19 protein-coding genes and 1 tRNA gene are annotated in these 16,467 nt (G+C 54.6%); 11 read left to right on the top strand and 9 right to left on the bottom strand.

Features of this window, described 5'->3' with window-relative positions:
- Positions 1-16 precede the first annotated feature (16 nt).
- Complete coding sequence (locus ACOTX2_RS16290) at positions 17-616, top strand: helix-turn-helix transcriptional regulator (protein ID WP_023299123.1); 600 nt, start codon at positions 17-19, stop codon at positions 614-616.
- Between the two features lie 37 nt (positions 617-653).
- Here the strand turns inward: ACOTX2_RS16290 and ecnB are convergent, their stop codons facing one another.
- From ecnB to efp, 3 genes are all read right to left on the bottom strand, one after another.
- The gene (gene ecnB, locus ACOTX2_RS16285; RefSeq protein ID WP_006178941.1) at positions 654-800 is read right to left on the bottom strand and encodes a lipoprotein toxin entericidin B; all 147 of its coding nucleotides are present in this window, start codon (positions 798-800) and stop codon (positions 654-656) included.
- A gap of 108 nt (positions 801-908) precedes the next feature.
- A complete protein-coding gene (locus tag ACOTX2_RS16280) occupies positions 909-1,040 on the bottom strand; it encodes an entericidin A/B family lipoprotein (protein WP_006810410.1) in 132 nt (43 codons plus the stop codon).
- Positions 1,041-1,097: 57 nt separating this feature from the next.
- The gene (efp, locus tag ACOTX2_RS16275; RefSeq protein WP_003855940.1) at positions 1,098-1,664 is read right to left on the bottom strand and encodes an elongation factor P; all 567 of its coding nucleotides are present in this window, start codon (positions 1,662-1,664) and stop codon (positions 1,098-1,100) included.
- 40 nt (positions 1,665-1,704) lie between these two features.
- Here efp and epmB point away from each other — a divergent pair, with 40 nt between their 5' ends.
- Entirely contained in the window at positions 1,705-2,733 is a 1,029-nt protein-coding gene (epmB, locus tag ACOTX2_RS16270) for an EF-P beta-lysylation protein EpmB (RefSeq protein ID WP_063148047.1), read from the top strand.
- A 65-nt stretch (positions 2,734-2,798) separates the two neighbouring features.
- Here epmB and ACOTX2_RS16265 read toward each other — a convergent pair whose 3' ends face one another.
- Positions 2,799-3,152 (bottom strand): DUF4156 domain-containing protein, encoded by a 354-nt coding sequence (locus ACOTX2_RS16265; protein ID WP_022646802.1) that lies wholly within the window; start codon positions 3,150-3,152, stop codon positions 2,799-2,801.
- A 272-nt stretch (positions 3,153-3,424) separates the two neighbouring features.
- On the opposite strand from ACOTX2_RS16265, the gene ACOTX2_RS16260 reads away from it, so the two are divergent.
- A complete protein-coding gene (locus ACOTX2_RS16260) occupies positions 3,425-4,033 on the top strand; it encodes a nucleoside recognition domain-containing protein (protein WP_100148644.1) in 609 nt (202 codons plus the stop codon).
- Positions 4,030-4,491, top strand: a complete 462-nt coding sequence (locus ACOTX2_RS16255; RefSeq protein WP_022646800.1) for a YjiG family protein — start codon at positions 4,030-4,032, stop codon at positions 4,489-4,491. Before ACOTX2_RS16260 ends, ACOTX2_RS16255 begins: the two co-directional genes overlap by 4 nt.
- Positions 4,492-4,632: 141 nt before the next feature.
- On the opposite strand, the gene groL is transcribed toward ACOTX2_RS16255, so the two are convergent.
- Together groL and ACOTX2_RS16245 are read right to left on the bottom strand one after the other, a co-directional pair.
- On the bottom strand, positions 4,633-6,279 hold the full coding sequence (gene groL / locus ACOTX2_RS16250) for a chaperonin GroEL (protein WP_006810416.1): 1,647 nt from the start codon (positions 6,277-6,279) through the stop codon (positions 4,633-4,635).
- Positions 6,280-6,318: 39 nt separating this feature from the next.
- The gene (locus tag ACOTX2_RS16245; protein WP_003855929.1) at positions 6,319-6,612 is read right to left on the bottom strand and encodes a co-chaperone GroES; all 294 of its coding nucleotides are present in this window, start codon (positions 6,610-6,612) and stop codon (positions 6,319-6,321) included.
- A gap of 178 nt (positions 6,613-6,790) precedes the next feature.
- Between ACOTX2_RS16245 and yjeH the strand changes: the two genes are divergently transcribed.
- Entirely contained in the window at positions 6,791-8,038 is a 1,248-nt protein-coding gene (yjeH, locus tag ACOTX2_RS16240) for an L-methionine/branched-chain amino acid transporter (protein WP_023299120.1), read from the top strand.
- A 23-nt stretch (positions 8,039-8,061) separates the two neighbouring features.
- Here the strand turns inward: yjeH and ACOTX2_RS16235 are convergent, their stop codons facing one another.
- A complete protein-coding gene (locus ACOTX2_RS16235; protein WP_003855925.1) occupies positions 8,062-8,526 on the bottom strand; it encodes an FxsA family protein in 465 nt (154 codons plus the stop codon).
- A gap of 335 nt (positions 8,527-8,861) precedes the next feature.
- Between ACOTX2_RS16235 and aspA the strand changes: the two genes are divergently transcribed.
- From aspA to ACOTX2_RS16210, 5 genes are all read left to right on the top strand, one after another.
- Positions 8,862-10,298 carry an aspartate ammonia-lyase gene (gene aspA / locus ACOTX2_RS16230; RefSeq protein ID WP_063148046.1) on the top strand — a complete coding sequence of 479 codons (1,437 nt, stop codon included), beginning with the start codon at positions 8,862-8,864 and terminating at the stop codon, positions 10,296-10,298.
- 116 nt (positions 10,299-10,414) lie between these two features.
- Positions 10,415-11,716 carry an anaerobic C4-dicarboxylate transporter gene (locus ACOTX2_RS16225; protein ID WP_008502949.1) on the top strand — a complete coding sequence of 434 codons (1,302 nt, stop codon included), beginning with the start codon at positions 10,415-10,417 and terminating at the stop codon, positions 11,714-11,716.
- Positions 11,717-11,829: 113 nt separating this feature from the next.
- Positions 11,830-12,153 carry a divalent cation tolerance protein CutA gene (cutA, locus tag ACOTX2_RS16220; RefSeq protein ID WP_063148045.1) on the top strand — a complete coding sequence of 108 codons (324 nt, stop codon included), beginning with the start codon at positions 11,830-11,832 and terminating at the stop codon, positions 12,151-12,153.
- Positions 12,129-13,832: a protein-disulfide reductase DsbD gene (locus ACOTX2_RS16215; protein ID WP_045620950.1), complete on the top strand. Its 1,704-nt coding sequence runs from the start codon at positions 12,129-12,131 to the stop codon at positions 13,830-13,832. The genes cutA and ACOTX2_RS16215 overlap by 25 nt, the downstream gene beginning before the upstream one ends.
- 49 nt (positions 13,833-13,881) lie before the next feature.
- Positions 13,882-14,457, top strand: coding sequence for a transcriptional regulator (locus tag ACOTX2_RS16210; protein WP_022646797.1), 576 nt, complete (start codon positions 13,882-13,884; stop codon positions 14,455-14,457).
- Here the strand turns inward: ACOTX2_RS16210 and ACOTX2_RS16205 are convergent.
- Positions 14,454-15,044 (bottom strand): LysE family translocator, encoded by a 591-nt coding sequence (locus tag ACOTX2_RS16205; protein ID WP_023299118.1) that lies wholly within the window; start codon positions 15,042-15,044, stop codon positions 14,454-14,456. The two genes, ACOTX2_RS16210 and ACOTX2_RS16205, sit on opposite strands and share 4 nt — an antisense overlap.
- A gap of 35 nt (positions 15,045-15,079) precedes the next feature.
- Complete coding sequence (locus tag ACOTX2_RS16200; protein WP_023299117.1) at positions 15,080-15,925, bottom strand: AraC family transcriptional regulator; 846 nt, start codon at positions 15,923-15,925, stop codon at positions 15,080-15,082.
- 169 nt (positions 15,926-16,094) lie between these two features.
- Between ACOTX2_RS16200 and ACOTX2_RS16195 the strand changes: the two genes are divergently transcribed.
- Positions 16,095-16,170 (top strand) — tRNA-Phe (locus ACOTX2_RS16195).
- Positions 16,171-16,467 lie beyond the last annotated feature (297 nt).

Genomic DNA, 16,467 nt, shown 5'->3' with positions numbered 1-16,467 from the left:
CGACTGCGAAAATTTTATGTTCAAAATTCTTTTGATTGACCGTTGTCACTTCACCCGCGCGGGATTTGAAGCCTGGGTCAATCATTCAGACCTGTTTTCGGGTCATTTCGTCGTAACCGGGGTAAATAATCTTTTCCTCGCCAGAGAGCATATCCTGCAATGGAAACCTGCGCTGGTCATCGCTGATTTATCTGGCTTCCGGCAGGATTTACACCATTTTCAGCAGCTTTCCTCCCTGCTAATTGCCAGCGAAACACTGCCTTTTATTATGCTGCAATCAGGGCAGGAGCAGGAGATGACTGATTATCTGGCGCAGTTCCCGATATGGTCTTCGCTCTCCAAAAATACCGATCTGGAAGCACTGGCGGCGGTGATAAACGACGCGCTAACGTCATGCGCGAGCGCGGAGCTACCGAAAATGGCGGCACCGTTGCTGACGCGTCAGGAAGAAAGAGTTCTGACCTTGTGGATGGATGGTGCGAGCAACCAGAAAATTGCCAGCAATCTTCGCATTAACGGAAAAACGGTATATACGTACAAACGCAATATCCGCATGAAGCTGCATATGGATACGCGCTACTCGCCGTTTTTATCGCTACAGGAAGTGGAGAATTGACGGTACGGTGTAATAACTTGCCGTACCGTCGCTTACATTAGTTCTGAGCTTTAGTTGCTGCGCCAGAAATCGCGCTACCACCGTCGGAGATATCTTCCCCTACGCCACGGGTGGTGTTACATGCAGTCAGTACCGAAGAAAGCACCAGAACAGAAAAGATCGCTGCAATTGTTTTCTTAACCATAATATCTTCCTTTTATAGCCAAAGTTATTTTGTGTATAGCAACTTAAGAATAGACAAAATCTTGCCGTTTGACGGAAAAGGAAGAATTTTTAGGAAAATTAGACGGAATTAGCTGGCCGCATGGGAAATGATATGGCCGAGATCCTGGATATCTTCACCCACGCCACGCGCGGTGTTGCAGCCGGAGAGAATTGCGCTGGAGAGCGCTAACAGAAGCAGAATTTTAACGGTACGTTTCATCTTCCCTGCCTGCAAAATCAGGCGCAGCGGGCGCTGCGCCTTTAATCATGACGTAAATTACTTCACGCGGGATACGTATTCGCCGGAGCGGGTATCCACTTTGATCACTTCACCGATCTGTACGAACAGTGGCACTTTCACCACAGCGCCGGTAGACAGGGTGGCAGGCTTGCCGCCAGTACCTGCGGTATCACCTTTCAGACCTGGATCGGTTTCAACGATTTCCAGCTCAACGAAGTTCGGCGGCGTAACCGCGATAGGCTGACCGTTCCACAGGGTCACGATGCACTCAGCCTGATCCAGCAGCCACTTGGCGTTGTCGCCAATCGCTTTCGCGTCCGCAGACAGCTGCTCGAAGGTTTCGTTGTTCATGAAGTGCCAGAACTCACCGTCGTTGTACAGGTAAGTCAGGTTCATATCGACAACATCAGCGCCTTCAGCGGAGTCAGTAGATTTGAAGGTTTTCTCAACACGGGTACCGGTCAGCAGGCGGCGCAGCTTAACGCGCGCAAATGCCTGGCCTTTACCTGGTTTAACGAATTCGCTGGCTTCAACCGCGTACGGTTCGCCGTCCATCATGATTTTAAGACCAGCACGAAAATCGTTGCTATAGTACGTTGCCATAAGGCCCTCTAAATTTGTTAACTGGTAGCTAAGCCACAAAATGGCGCATATTGTAACCCTAAACACCCCGTCCAGAGAAGATTGGTTATCGCAACTTGCCGATGTAATCACCAGTCCTGATGAATTGCTGCGTCTTTTAGACCTCGAACAGCACGAAGCGTTGCGTGCAGGCCGTGAGGCGAAGCGCCTTTTCGCCCTGCGCGTTCCCCGCGCGTTTGTTGCCCGAATGGAAAAGGGTAACCCTGATGATCCATTATTAAAACAAACGCTGACCTCTCAGGATGAGTTTATTACCGCCCCCGGATACAGCACCGATCCGCTGGAAGAGCAGAACAGTGTTGTACCGGGTTTACTGCATAAATACCGCAATCGTGCCCTGCTGCTGGTTAAGGGCGGGTGCGCGGTAAATTGCCGCTATTGCTTCCGTCGCCACTTCCCGTACGCCGAAAACCAGGGCAATAAGCGCAACTGGCAGGTGGCGCTGGACTACATCGCAGCGCATCCGGAACTGGATGAAATCATCTTTTCCGGCGGCGACCCGCTGATGGCAAAAGATCATGAGCTGGACTGGCTGCTGACTCAACTTGAGACCATCCCGCACATTAAGCGTCTGCGCATTCACAGCCGTTTACCGATCGTCATCCCGGCGCGTATCACCGACGCCCTGGTCACGCGCCTGGAGCAGTCCCGTTTACAAGTGCTGCTGGTAAACCATATCAACCATGCAAATGAAATTGACGCGGACTTTCGTGCGGCGATGACGCGTTTGCGAATGGCAGGCGTGACGCTGCTCAACCAGAGCGTATTACTGCGCGGCGTGAACGACAGCGCCCACGTGTTGGCCGATCTCAGCAATGCCTTATTTGATGCGGGCGTAATGCCCTATTACCTGCATGTTCTGGATCGCGTCCAGGGCGCGGCGCACTTCATGGTGACGGATGAAGAGGCCCGGAAGATTATGCGCGAGCTGTTAACGCTGGTTTCAGGTTATATGGTGCCGAAGCTGGCACGTGAGATTGGCGGAGAGCCGAGTAAGACGCCGCTGGATTTGCAGCTGCGGCAGCAGTAAAAAAAGCAGGTGGCGCTACGCTTACCTGCCTACAGGTAAAGCGGCAGCGCCATCAAAATGTTATATCAGTTCGGGCACTTATAGACCTGGCCGTTCATCTGGCTGGCGGTTGGCACAAAGCTGGACAGCATACCCTGCGTCGGGCTGCTCACCCCGTAAATCACGTTGCCGCCCATTGCCGCAGCCTGATTACGCAGGGCATTGGCCGCACCGCGCATAGAGCCGCCCTCCTCGCCGTGCTGCCCTGACATCCAGTTGCTTTGCTCGCCAGAGGCGGTGCCTAACAGCTGGCATTCGCTGCCCGGCTTATCTTCCACAAAGCGAACGCTCTGGCCCGCTGCCGTCAGCTCATTGCTGGTGCTACAACCCGCCAGCAGCAATGCTGCACCTACAATCCCTGCACAGACTTTTATGCGCATGTTATTCCTCGTTTTCAATAAGCTGGACAGTAGTTGTCCGCGTGTAAACCTTATACTAAAAAGATGACCAAAAGAAAAATGCTGAGCATTTCTGCGAGCCAGATTCCGCTGGCACTCCTCCGACATCTTAAATGAATTCTGATAATAACCTTTGGGATATCGTGTTTTAGCCCCCGATCGTTTTTAGTGATGCGACGTACAACTTTTGTACGGGACTAAAAAAAAGGGGGTTTCATGAGTGCATCATCCTCAGGAGAGGAAAAGTAACCTGGGTGGGCTATCTGGCGTTCGTGCTCACCATCGTATTTTTCTCAGGTTTTTTCGCCAAAAGTACTGAATGGTGGCGCGTGCTGGATTTTACCGTTCTGAACGGCAGCTTTGGACCGGTGAACGGCGCCCTAACGTTTCGCGGCGAGGGTGGCACAGGAGCGAAAGACGGTTTTTTGTTTGCCCTTGAACTGGCGCCCTCAGTCATTTTATCGCTCGGGATCATTGCCGTTACCGAGGGGCTGGGCGGGCTGCGCGCCGCACAACAGCTCATGACGCCCATTCTGCGCCCGCTGCTCGGCGTGCCGGGCATCTGCTCTCTGGCGCTTATCGCCAACCTGCAAAATACCGATGCAGCCGCAGGGATGACCAAAGAGTTGACCGACGAAGGGGCGATTACTGACCATGAACGCGCCATTTTCGCCACCTTCCAGACCAGCGGTAGCGCCATTATTACCAACTATTTTTCTTCCGGTGCCGCACTTTTTACCTTTATTACCGTCCCGGTGATCGCGCCGCTGGCGGTCATTCTGGTGTTCAAATTCGTTGGCGCGAACTTCCTGCGACTGTGGATCGCCCACATGGAAGTTCGTCGCGTTCAGGAGGAAAAATGATCGCCCAGACGCGTAAAAATATCATGGACTTGTTTATCGATGGCGCCCGCCGCGGCTTTACCATCGCCACCACCAGCCTGCTGCCGAACGTGGTCATGGCGTTTGTCATCATTCAGGCGCTTAAGGTGACCGGCCTGCTGGATATTGTCGGCAGGGTATGCGAGCCCATCATGGCCCTGTGGGGGCTTCCGGGTGCGGCGGCAACGGTACTTCTGGCCTCGGTGATGAGCATGGGCGGCGGCGTGGGGGTTTGCGCCAGCCTGGTCGTCGCCGGCACGCTCAGCGGCCATGATGCCACCATCCTGCTGCCCGCCATCTACCTGATGGGCAATCCGGTGCAAAACACGGGCCGCTGCCTCGGCACCGCGGGCGTGAACCCGAAATATTACCCGCACATCATCGCTGTCTGCGTCATCAACGCCCTGCTCTCGATGTGGGTGATGCAGCTACTCTTCTGAGGAGATAAAAATGGATTTTTCAGTGCTGGAACCGCATCTCTTCCGCCATGCACATCTTGTTTGAGTAACGGCTCGACGGGCAATAAAAAACCCCGGGCATCGCTGCCCGGGGTTCATTCTGAGAGGTTCAGAACAACATGATTACATCATGCCGCCCATGCCACCCATGCCGCCCATACCACCAGCAGCACCTAAGTCAGGCGCGTCGCCTTTAGGCATGTCGGTTACCATGCATTCGGTCGTGATCATCAGGCCAGCTACAGATGCCGCGTACTGCAGAGCAGAACGGGTAACTTTAGTTGGGTCCAGGATACCGAAGTCGATCATGTTGCCGTATTCTTCAGTTGCTGCGTTGTAACCGTAGTTACCTTCGCCCGCTTTCACGTTGTTCGCAACTACTGATGGCTCTTCACCGGCGTTGGACACGATCTGACGCAGAGGGGCTTCCATTGCGCGAAGCGCAACTTTGATACCTACGTTCTGGTCTTCGTTCTGAGCGGTCAGGCCAGCCAGTTTAGCGGCTACACGCACCAGCGCGACACCACCACCAGCAACTACGCCTTCTTCTACCGCAGCACGTGTCGCATGCAGGGCATCGTCAACGCGTGCTTTCTTCTCTTTCATTTCAACTTCGGTCGCAGCACCAACTTTGATTACCGCAACGCCGCCTGCCAGTTTCGCTACGCGCTCCTGCAGTTTTTCACGGTCGTAATCGGAAGTTGCTTCTTCGATCTGCTTACGGATCTGACCAACACGGCCCTGAATAGCGGCTTCTTCACCCACACCGTCGATGATGGTGGTAGTGTCTTTGTTGATCACAACGCGTTTCGCCTGGCCCAGGTCTTCCAGGGTCGCTTTTTCCAGCTCCATACCAATCTCTTCAGAGATCACGGTACCGCCGGTCAGGGTAGCGATATCCTGCAGCATCGCCTTACGACGATCGCCGAAGCCAGGTGCTTTAACCGCTGCCACTTTCACGATGCCACGCATGGTGTTAACCACCAGAGTCGCCAGCGCTTCGCCTTCAACGTCTTCAGCAATGATTACCAGCGGCTTGCCTGCTTTCGCAACGGCTTCCAGCACTGGCAACATTTCGCGGATGTTGGAGATTTTCTTGTCAGCCAGCAGGATGAACGGGCTTTCCAGCTCAACAGCGCCAGTTTCTGGCTTGTTGATGAAGTATGGGGACAGGTAACCGCGGTCGAACTGCATACCTTCAACCACATCCAGTTCGTCTTCCAGACCAGTACCGTCTTCAACGGTGATCACGCCTTCTTTACCGACTTTATCCATCGCTTCAGCGATCAGTTTACCTACGGTTTCGTCGGAGTTAGCGGAGATAGTACCAACCTGAGCAATGGCTTTAGAGTCAGAGCACGGTACGGACAGCGCTTTCAGCTCTTCAACAGCAGAGGCGACAGCTTTGTCGATACCACGTTTCAGATCCATTGGGTTCATGCCCGCAGCAACGGCTTTCAGGCCTTCGGTGATGATCGCCTGCGCCAGTACGGTCGCGGTGGTGGTACCGTCACCAGCAGCGTCGTTCGCTTTAGAGGCAACTTCTTTCACCATCTGTGCGCCCATGTTTTCGAACTTGTCTTCCAGCTCGATTTCACGTGCAACAGAAACACCATCTTTAGTGATGGTTGGCGCGCCGAAGGATTTGTCCAGCACGACGTTACGGCCTTTCGGGCCCAGAGTGACTTTCACTGCGTCTGCCAGTACGTTTACGCCGCGGAGCATTTTTACACGAGCGTCGTTACCGAATTTTACGTCTTTAGCTGCCATGTTCTTATTTCCTCAAATTCGTACAGTTTCGTGCGTTAATTACGCTTCAACAATTGCCAGAATGTCGCTCTCGGACATGATCAACACTTCTTCATTGTCGATCTTCTCGGATTTCACGCCGTAGCCATCGTTGAAAATGACGATGTCACCAACTTTAACGTCCAGTGGCTGCACAGTTCCGTTTTCCAGGATGCGGCCCTTACCGACAGCGATGATTTCGCCACGCGTTGATTTTGCTGCTGCTGAACCGGTCAGAACGATGCCGCCAGCAGACTTGGTTTCAACTTCTTTACGTTTGACGATCACACGATCATGTAACGGACGAATACTCATTGATAGCTCTCCTTTGAGAAAGTCATTATCAGTTATGGATGACGCCGGTCCGCATGCGGTTTTCCGGCTAGTGCCCTGAGAGATGGGGATAGCTTTTTACCCCTTCAAGGGGTAATCGAAAAAAAATTTGCGAAAGTGTTACCATCCACTCTCTTTTGATGGTGGCGGGACGAGGTAAATGAGTGGACTCAGGCAGGAGTTGGGGCTGGCTCAGGGCATTGGCTTACTCTCAACGTCTTTGTTAGGCACGGGCGTTTTTGCGGTTCCCGCGCTGGCGGCGCTGGTTGCCGGCAATAACAGTCTTTGGGCATGGCCGGTGCTGATCGTGCTGGTGTTTCCGGTGGCGATTGTCTTTGCCATACTCGGGCGGCACTTCCCGAGCGCAGGCGGCGTAGCGCATTTTGTCGGCATGGCGTTTGGGCCGCGAATGGAACGCGTCACCGGCTGGCTATTTTTGTCGGTGATACCCGTTGGCCTTCCGGCAGCCCTGCATATCGCAACCGGCTTCGGACAGGCGCTGTTTGGCTGGCACGATGAACAGCTGCTGCTGGCTGAACTCGGCACGCTGGCGATTATCTGGTGGGTTGGCTCACGCGGGGCCAGTTCCAGCGCCAACCTGCAAACGCTGGTCGCCGTGTTAATCGTCGCGCTGATCGTCGCCATCTGGTTTGCGGGTGACATTACGGTGGCGGATATTCCTTTCCCCGCGATTAATGACATCGACCACACACAGCTTTTCGCTGCACTATCCGTCATGTTCTGGTGTTTCGTCGGTCTGGAGGCGTTCGCTCATCTGGCATCCGAGTTTAAACAGCCCGAGCGTGATTTTCCCCGCGCCCTGATGATTGGCCTGCTGCTGGCGGGCACCGTGTACTGGGCCTGTACCGTACTGGTGCTGCACTTCAACGCGTTCGGTGAAGAGAAAGCCGCCGCCGCGTCGCTGCCGGGCATCGTGGTGCAGCTGTTTGGCGTTAAAGCCCTGTGGGTAGCCTGCGTGATTGGCTATCTCGCCTGCTTTGCCAGCCTCAACATCTATATTCAGAGCTTCGCCCGGCTGGTGTGGTCTCAGGCACTTTATAAACCGGATAGCCCCCTCTCACGCCTGTCAAAGCGTCAGCTTCCGGTGAATGCGCTGAATACCGTACTGGGCTGCTGCGTGGTGAGTTCCCTGGCCATTTATCTCCTCGACATCAACCTTGACGCGCTGATTATCTACGCCAACGGTATTTTCATCATGATCTATCTGTTGTGCATGCTGGCGGGCTGTCGGCTACTGAAAGGACGCTTTAAGGCGCTGGCGGCTATCGGGTGTGTCCTGTGCCTGCTGCTGCTGGCGATGGTGGGATGGAAGAGTGTGTACGCCATCGTCATGCTGGCGGGGCTGTGGGTGTTTTTACCGAAGCGGCAAAATCCGCAGGCCCGGTGAGCGAGCGCCACCGGGCAAGAAACTTACCGATCGTCTTTATGATCTAACCGGTCGCGCTGCTCATCCTTACGCTGATATTCCCCTTCAAAGGTATCGCCTGGGCCGGTGCTGAAACCACCGCCTGGCATACGGCTGAAACGCAGATGCGGCAGCAGCTTCATGGTCAGATGCTTCTGCACCGGCGGCAACAGCAACAGCAGGCCGAGGAAGTCTGTAAAGAAGCCCGGCAGGATCAGCAGCAGGCCAGCAATAATCAGCGACACGCTTTTGATCATCTCGGCGGCCGGGCTTTCACCTGCGGCCATCTTCTGCTGCATTAACAGGAAATTTTTGAAACCCTGATTGCGCACCAGCGACATGCCGATGACGGAGGTGAAGATCACCAGAATCAGCGTCAGCAGGACGCCCAGCACATGGGCAACCTGGATGAAAATCGAAATCTCAATGTAAACATAAAGAAAGAAAGCAATAAATGGTATCCAGCGCACTGGCATCTCCTGTGTGGCAGGTGCCTTCTGGCCCCTGACTGAATGTGTTCGCGAAGCGCGTAGATAAGAAATGGTGACGGTTAGCCAAAATTCAATCGGTTTGCACGGATATTTTTTCTGGAAATATTAAAGCGGTGACATATTTCACAGATTAATAATTATCATGAAATCGGGTCGATAATAAGTGATCCAGCTTACGGCAATTCGCTATCATCAGCATATGATCTCGAACATCTGGCCGATTGAGGGAATAATCGTCGGTCATAAAATATTCAAAACCACATATCTACTGTGTGTTTAGTACAATCCATCGGCAGCTTGAAAAGAAGGTTCACATGTTAAACAACATTCGTATCGAAGAAGATTTGTTGGGTACCAGGGAAGTTCCAGCGGATGCCTACTATGGTGTTCACACTCTGAGAGCGATTGAAAACTTCTACATCAGCAACAGCAAAATCAGCGACATCCCTGAATTTGTGCGTGGCATGGTGATGGTAAAAAAAGCCGCGGCTCTGGCAAACAAAGAGCTGCAAACCATTCCTAAAAGCGCTGCAAATGCGATTATCGCCGCGTGCGATGAAGTGCTGAACAACGGCAAATGCATGGATCAGTTCCCGGTTGACGTCTTTCAGGGCGGCGCAGGCACCTCCGTCAACATGAACACCAACGAAGTGCTGGCAAACATCGGCCTGGAGCTGATGGGTCATCAGAAAGGTGAATACCAGTACCTGAACCCGAACGACCACGTTAACAAATGTCAGTCCACCAACGACGCCTACCCAACCGGCTTCCGCATCGCGGTGTATGCCTCTGTCGTCAAACTGGTCGACGCGATTAATCAGCTGGGTGATGGCTTCCAGCGTAAAGCCGTTGAGTTCCAGGACATCCTGAAAATGGGTCGTACCCAGCTGCAGGACGCGGTGCCAATGACCCTCGGCCAGGAGTTCCACGCGTTTAACGTGCTGTTGAACGAAGAGACCAAAAACCTGCTGCGCACGTCCGAACTGCTGCTGGAAGTGAACCTGGGCGCTACCGCCATCGGTACACGCCTGAACACCCCGGATGGCTATCAGCAGCTGGCGGTACAGAAGCTGGCTGAAGTGTCCAACCTGCCGGTTGTGCCTGCAGAAGACCTGATTGAAGCCACCTCAGACTGCGGCGCCTACGTGATGGTGCACAGCGCATTGAAACGTCTGGCGGTGAAACTGTCCAAAATCTGTAACGACCTGCGCCTGCTCTCCTCCGGTCCGCGCGCTGGCCTGAATGAAATCAACCTGCCAGAGTTGCAGGCGGGTTCATCCATCATGCCAGCTAAAGTGAACCCGGTGGTGCCAGAAGTGGTGAACCAGGTTTGCTTCAAGGTGATTGGTAACGATACGACCGTCACCATGGCCTCCGAAGCCGGTCAGCTCCAGCTGAACGTAATGGAGCCGGTGATTGGCCAGGCGATGTTTGAATCTATCCACATTCTGACCAACGCCTGCTACAACCTGCTGGAAAAATGCATTAACGGCATCACCGCGAATAAAGAAGTGTGTGAAGGCTACGTCTATAACTCCATCGGCATCGTCACCTACCTCAACCCGTTCATCGGCCACCACAACGGCGATATCGTCGGGAAGATTTGTGCCGAAACCGGTAAGAGCGTGCGCGAGGTGGTTCTCGAGCGAGGATTGTTGACCGAAGCCGAACTGGACGATATCTTCTCCGCCCAGAACCTGATGCACCCGGCATATAAAGCGAAACGATATACCGATGAAAGCGAACAGTAACCGTTCAGGCTAAGCTTCCGAAAGGCACGTCACTTGTGACGTGCCTTTTTTCTTTATGGCCGTTACCAAAACACAACAATTCAATATCAACTTGTTAATAAGCAAGGCAGGTCTTTATGTTTGGAGCAGAACTCGTCATCGTCCTGTTGGCGATTTATTTGGGCGCACGACTCGGGGGTATCGGCATCGGCTTTGCCGGCGGTCTCGGCGTGCTCGTACTTACCCTGATCTTTCAGATTAAACCCGGCGCAATCCCTTTTGACGTTATCGAAATCATCATGGCGGTTATCGCTGCCATTGCGGCCATGCAGGTCGCTGGCGGTATGGACTACCTGGTGAGCCTGGCGGAGCGTATGCTGCGTCGTCATCCAAAATACATCACCTTCCTTGCCCCACTGGTGACCTGGTTTATGACCATTCTCGCCGGTACTGGCCATACCGCTTTCTCCACGCTGCCGGTCATCACCGAAGTGGCGAAAGAGCAGGGTATTCGCCCGTCTCGCCCTCTTTCTATTGCTGTAGTCGCCTCCCAGATTGCGATCACCGCCTCGCCCATTTCCGCGGCAGTGGTCTTTTTCGCGGGTATTCTCGAGCCGATGGGCGTAAGTTATCTGACGCTGCTGGCGATCTGTATTCCGGTCACGCTGATTGCGGTAATGATCACTGCCGTGCTGTGTAACTTCCTCGGCGCCGAGCTGAAAGACGATCCGGTTTACCAGGAGCGTCTGGCAAAAGGTGAAGTGAGCCTGCGCGGTAGCCAGGTCTTTGAGCTGAAGCCGCATGCAAAACGCTCCGTGCTGCTGTTCCTGATTGGTATCGTCGCCGTGATGTTCTACGCGACCGCCATCAGCGATACGGTAGGTCTGATCCAGAACCCGGTTCTGCCGCGTAACGAAGCGATTGTGGTATTTATGCTGACCATCGCGACGCTGATCAGTATCACCTGTAAAATCGACACCAGCGAAGTGCTGAACGCCAGCACCTTCAAATCCGGTATGAGCGCCTGCGTGTGCGTGCTGGGTGTGGCGTGGCTCGGTGACACCTTCGTGAAAGCGCACATCAGCGATATCCAGACAGTTGCAGGCGACCTGCTGCACAACTATCCGTGGCTACTGGCGGTGGTGCTGTTCTTTGCCGCAACGCTGCTGTACTCCCAGGCTGCGACCACCAAAGCGCTAATGCCTGCGGCACTGATGCTGGGCGTGACGCCGCTGACGGCGATTGCCTCTTTCGCGGCGGTTTCCGCCCTGTTCGTGCTGCCAACCTACCCAACCCTGCTGGCCGCGGTTGAGATGGATGACACCGGCTCGACCCGTATCGGTAAATACGTGTTTAACCACGCGTTCCTCATCCCGGGCGTGGTGGCGATTACGCTCTGCGTGGTCCTCGGCTTTATCATCGGCGGCATTGTGCTGTAAACGGTTAGCCGTTGTAAAAATAGTTAAAAACGGGCCGCGCTGCGGCCCGTTTCATTAATGACCAATCACATGGCGTGATATAGTGAAGACTTTCGTGATGAGGAGGTCGACTCGTGAGCACGCCTGATGCTGTTGTTGTACTGTGTACCGCCCCTGATGAAGCTTCTGCCCAGGATCTCGCCGCCAAAGTGCTGGCCGAAAAACTGGCTGCCTGCGTCACGCTACTTCCCGGCGCCACCTCCCTTTATTACTGGGAAGGCAAGCTGGAGCAAGAGTACGAAGTCCAGATGTTGCTCAAAACCAATCTGACCAACCAGCAGGCGCTCCTCGACTGCCTCAAGTCTCATCATCCTTACCAAACCCCGGAGCTGCTGGTGCTGCCAGTGGTCCACGGCGATAACGATTATCTCTCATGGCTCAACGCTTCTTTACGCTGATCCTGCTGCTGTGCAGCACGTCAGTTTTTGCCGGGTTGTTTGACGCGCCCGGCCGTTCGAACTTTATTCCTGCCGACCAGGCATTCGTTTTCGACTTTCAGCAAAACCAGCACGATCTCAGCCTCACCTGGCAGGTGAAAGAGGGTTATTACCTCTATCGCAAGCAGGTCAGCATCACGCCGGCAAAGGCTGACGTCGGCGCATTGCAGATGCCCGCTGGCGAATGGCACGAGGACGAGTTCTACGGTAAAAGTGAAATTTATCGCCAGCGCTTAAGCGTGCCCGTCACGGTGAATCAGGCGGATAAAGGCGCTACCCTGACGGTGACGTATCAGGGCTGCGCCGATGCGGGCTTCTGCTATCCCCCTGAAACAAAGGTCGTTCCGCTTAGCGAAGTGAAAGCGGCGGCCTCCCCTCTCCCCTCAGGGGAAATGGCCAGTGTGAGGGGTGAAGGCGAAGCCGCTTCAGACCTTCCGTTCTCAGCGCTTTGGGCGTTATTGATTGGTATCGGCATCGCCTTTACGCCCTGCGTACTGCCTATGTACCCGCTTATCTCTGGCATCGTGCTGGGTGGTAAGCAACGCCTTTCCACCGCCCGCGCGCTGTTGCTGGCCTTTATCTATGTGCAGGGCATGGCGTTAACCTATACGGCGCTCGGCCTCGTGGTCGCCGCTGCCGGGTTGCAGTTCCAGGCCGCCCTTCAGCACCCCTATGTGCTTATCGGACTGTCAGCAGTGTTTATTCTGCTGGCGCTGTCGATGTTTGGCCTGTTCACTCTGCAACTGCCCTCTTCCCTGCAAACCCGTCTGACGCTAATGAGCAACCGTCAGCAGGGGGGCTCTGCGGGCGGCGTGTTCGCCATGGGTGCCATCGCCGGGCTGATTTGCTCCCCTTGCACCACCGCGCCGCTGAGCGCCATCCTGTTATACATTGCCCAGAGCGGCAACCTTTGGCTCGGCGGCGGCACGCTGTACCTTTACGCGCTCGGCATGGGTCTGCCGCTGATCCTTGTGACGGTATTTGGCAATCGTCTGCTGCCGAAGAGCGGCCCGTGGATGGAGACAGTGAAAACCGCGTTTGGTTTTGTCATTCTGGCGCTACCGGTCTTCCTGCTGGAACGCATCATCGGTGATGTGTGGGGTACGCGTCTGTGGGCTATGCTCGGCGTGGCCTTCTTCAGCTGGGCATTTATCGTGAGTCTGGGTGCGAAGAAACCGTGGATGCGCCTGCTACAGATCCTTCTGCTGGCGGCCGCGCTAGTGAGCGTCCGTCCGTTACAGGACTGGGCGTTTGGCACCCCGACAGATCAGACGCAGGCTCATCTGAATTTTATACAGATTAAAAACGTGGATGACCTTAACCGCGCCCTGGTGCAGGCGAAAGGCAAACCGGTCATGCTCGATCTCTATGCCGACTGGTGCGTGGCCTGCAAAGAGTTTGAAAAATACACCTTCAGCGATCCGCAGGTACAACATGCGCTGAGCGATACCGTTCTGCTCCAGGCGAACGTTACCGCCAACAGCGCGCAGGATAAGGCTCTGCTGAAGCAACTTAACGTTCTCGGGCTGCCTACCATCCTGTTCTTCAATGAACAGGGGGAAGAACAGCTGACGCAGCGTGTAACCGGGTTTATGGACGCGACGGCATTCAACGCGCATTTGCGCAATCGCCAACCGTAAACAACACTTTAGACGGGACAAACCGTTGGGAATAGCGGAGGAGATAACCGTGCAACGCGAAGACGTACTGGGACAAGCCCTGCAATTACTTGAGATTCAAGGGATCGCCAGCACCACGCTTGAGATGGTAGCCGACCGTATCGATTACCCTCTGGATGAACTTAAGCGCTTCTGGCCGGATAAAGAGGCGCTGCTGTATGATGCCCTGCGCTATCTCAGCCAGCAGGTGGATATCTGGCGCAGGCAACTGATGCTGAATGAAGAGCTGACCACCGAGCAAAAGCTGCTGGCACGCTATACCGCACTGACGGAGTGTGTCACCAACAACCGTTACCCAGGCTGTCTGTTTATCGCCGCCTGCACCTACTTCCCCGATCCCGGACACCCCATCCATCAGCTGGCAGATCAGCAAAAACGAGCCGCGCACGAGTTCACACACGAGCTGCTGACCACACTTGAAGTGGATGATCCGGCAATGGTCGCGAAGCAGATGGAGCTGGTGCTGGAAGGTTGCCTGAGCCGCATGCTGGTGAACCGTAGCCAGGCGGATGTGGATACGGCGCACCGTCTGGCGGAAGATATTTTGCGGTTTGCGCAGTGTCGTATGGGTGGTGCACTGACCTAAGCCAGCATTCCCGTCCAGGCGGAAATAAACAAACACAGCGCCATTGCACGTTGAAATCGCACCATCGCCACGGTGGTGCGGAAAATCCGATTCACCGCCTTCCCCAGCCACGCCCAGCACAACAAACAGACCACTGAGATCGCCAGAAACCATAGCGCCATCAGCGAAATATCCCGTAATGCATGGTCGCTTGCCGGAGCAAACAGGCTGACGACGGCCAGCGCCATCATCCAGGTTTTTGGGTTTACAACCTGTAATAACGCCGCCGCCCGCGCGGTAAATCGAACATGACGCCTGGAGGAGAGATTCGCGGCCGGGGCGCTAAACAGCTGCCAGCTCATCCAGGAAAGCCACAGCACGCCCGCCCAGCTCATCACCTGACGTATCAGCGGATACTGGCGTAACACTTCTCCTGCCCCAGCGCCTGAAACCAGAACAATAGCGCTGGCGGCAATACACCCGCCCAGGATCGCAGGAATCGTATTTTTTACGCCAAAGTGCTGACTGTTAGCCAGTACCAAAATATTGGTTGGCCCCGGCGTAATCGAGGCGACAAATGCAAACAGCAGGAAGGGTATTAAATTCACAGGTGGCTCCTTTTAGTAGAGCCATGAATGTGCCGTTATTTTCTGGAAACGTCTGGAAGGTTTGTGCACAACCGACGGTAGTGTGCCGGAGAAATACGGTACGCCCGCTGGAACCAGCGACCAAGATGGCTTTGATCGGCAAAACCTACTGCCGTCGCCACATCAACAGGCAGTTCCCCATACGCCAGCATCTGTCGGGCCTTTGCCAGGCGCAGCTGGATAAGCCAGGCGTGCGGCGCAAGGTGAAATTCGCGCTTAAAGCAGCGGGTGAGCGTAAAGCGATCCGTCCCCGTCTCCCGCGCAAGGTCTGACAGCCCCACGTTCTCGCCGATATGCGCATAGAGATAGTCGCGGGCACGATGCGCCACAGCGGAGCTTTGTAACTGCGACGGGAGTTTCTTCCGCCAGTGGCAGTGGGCTGTAATCTTAGTGAGCAGGTTATCCATTGTGCTCTGTTGTACGATCTTCATCTCATCGTTATGCAGCGAGGCAAATGTATCACCGATAGCGCGCACCAGCTGAGGCTCTCGCGTCAGCGTTTGGGCAAAGTGGAGGGTGTAACTCCCGGGAGTAGAGTCATACAGCCCTTGAAGCGTACGGGTGAGCCAGTGTTCATCCAGATAAAAGGTCAGATAAGTAAAGCCACCCTCTACCGGTGCATCACCGTCATGAATTTCACCAGGCTCAAGTAAAAAAGCATCGCCCGGCTGGCTACGGTGGCGTTCACGGCGACAGTGGAACTGCTGCGTACCGGAAAGGGTTATTCCGACCAGATAGCTATCATGCCAGTGGGGATCAAAGGCGTGTCCTTCGAAATGCGCCTTAATTGTCTCAATACCTGTTTCTGCATGCTGACGCAGCTCAAGCCAGTCGTTTGCCATACTGCCCTCCTCTTACCGTCAGCATTGTCACATCTTGCCTGAACTGTCTGGAAGATTTGTGCATTTTCAGCGCACAAACGGACAGATTGCCGCAAACTTAAGCAGTTGAACAGCTTTTCCCGAAATAATGTTGACGATCGCGCGCGATTGCGGTTTAATGCGCTCCGTTGCCCGGATAGCTCAGTCGGTAGAGCAGGGGATTGAAAATCCCCGTGTCCTTGGTTCGATTCCGAGTCCGGGCACCACTATTTAAAGAACCCAGCCTATGGCTGGGTTTTTGCTTTTCTGCGCTTATCAAAACCTTACCTAAATTTTATTCCTGTATCTCTTCCCGATGAGGTCGTGCGGCCGGCATTGCCCGGTGGCGCTGCGCTTACCGGGCCTACAAAACCCGCAGGCCAGATAACGGGAAGCCGCCATCCGGCATGTTTTTCCACGCACAAAGCAAAAAACCCCGCACCTTCCGGTACGGGGTTCTTCCTGATTGATGCCTGGCAGTTCCCTACTCTCACATGGGGAGACCCCACACTACCATCGGCGCT

The sequence above is a fragment of the Enterobacter cloacae complex sp. IR5412 genome, from assembly GCF_049237385.1.
GTDB lineage: Bacteria > Pseudomonadota > Gammaproteobacteria > Enterobacterales > Enterobacteriaceae > Enterobacter > Enterobacter intestinihominis.
This window is presented reverse-complemented; position numbering and strand designations above follow the sequence as displayed.

Bases quoted from the DNA above. Each gene is read 5' to 3' on its own strand.
- aspA (WP_063148046.1), top strand. From the start codon at position 8,862: ATGTTAAACAACATTCGTATCGAAGAAGATTTGTTGGGTACCAGGGAA.
- ACOTX2_RS16255 (WP_022646800.1), top strand. From the start codon at position 4,030: ATGATCGCCCAGACGCGTAAAAATATCATGGACTTGTTTATCGATGGC.
- ACOTX2_RS16280 (WP_006810410.1), bottom strand. From the start codon at position 1,040: ATGAAACGTACCGTTAAAATTCTGCTTCTGTTAGCGCTCTCCAGCGCA.
- ACOTX2_RS16215 (WP_045620950.1), top strand. From the start codon at position 12,129: ATGGCTCAACGCTTCTTTACGCTGATCCTGCTGCTGTGCAGCACGTCA.
- yjeH (WP_023299120.1), top strand. From the start codon at position 6,791: ATGAGTGGACTCAGGCAGGAGTTGGGGCTGGCTCAGGGCATTGGCTTA.
- groL (WP_006810416.1), bottom strand. From the start codon at position 6,279: ATGGCAGCTAAAGACGTAAAATTCGGTAACGACGCTCGTGTAAAAATG.
- ACOTX2_RS16200 (WP_023299117.1), bottom strand. From the start codon at position 15,925: ATGGCAAACGACTGGCTTGAGCTGCGTCAGCATGCAGAAACAGGTATT.
- efp (WP_003855940.1), bottom strand. From the start codon at position 1,664: ATGGCAACGTACTATAGCAACGATTTTCGTGCTGGTCTTAAAATCATG.
- epmB (WP_063148047.1), top strand. From the start codon at position 1,705: ATGGCGCATATTGTAACCCTAAACACCCCGTCCAGAGAAGATTGGTTA.
- ACOTX2_RS16225 (WP_008502949.1), top strand. From the start codon at position 10,415: ATGTTTGGAGCAGAACTCGTCATCGTCCTGTTGGCGATTTATTTGGGC.
- ACOTX2_RS16290 (WP_023299123.1), top strand. From the start codon at position 17: ATGTTCAAAATTCTTTTGATTGACCGTTGTCACTTCACCCGCGCGGGA.
- ACOTX2_RS16245 (WP_003855929.1), bottom strand. From the start codon at position 6,612: ATGAGTATTCGTCCGTTACATGATCGTGTGATCGTCAAACGTAAAGAA.
- ecnB (WP_006178941.1), bottom strand. From the start codon at position 800: ATGGTTAAGAAAACAATTGCAGCGATCTTTTCTGTTCTGGTGCTTTCT.
- ACOTX2_RS16265 (WP_022646802.1), bottom strand. From the start codon at position 3,152: ATGCGCATAAAAGTCTGTGCAGGGATTGTAGGTGCAGCATTGCTGCTG.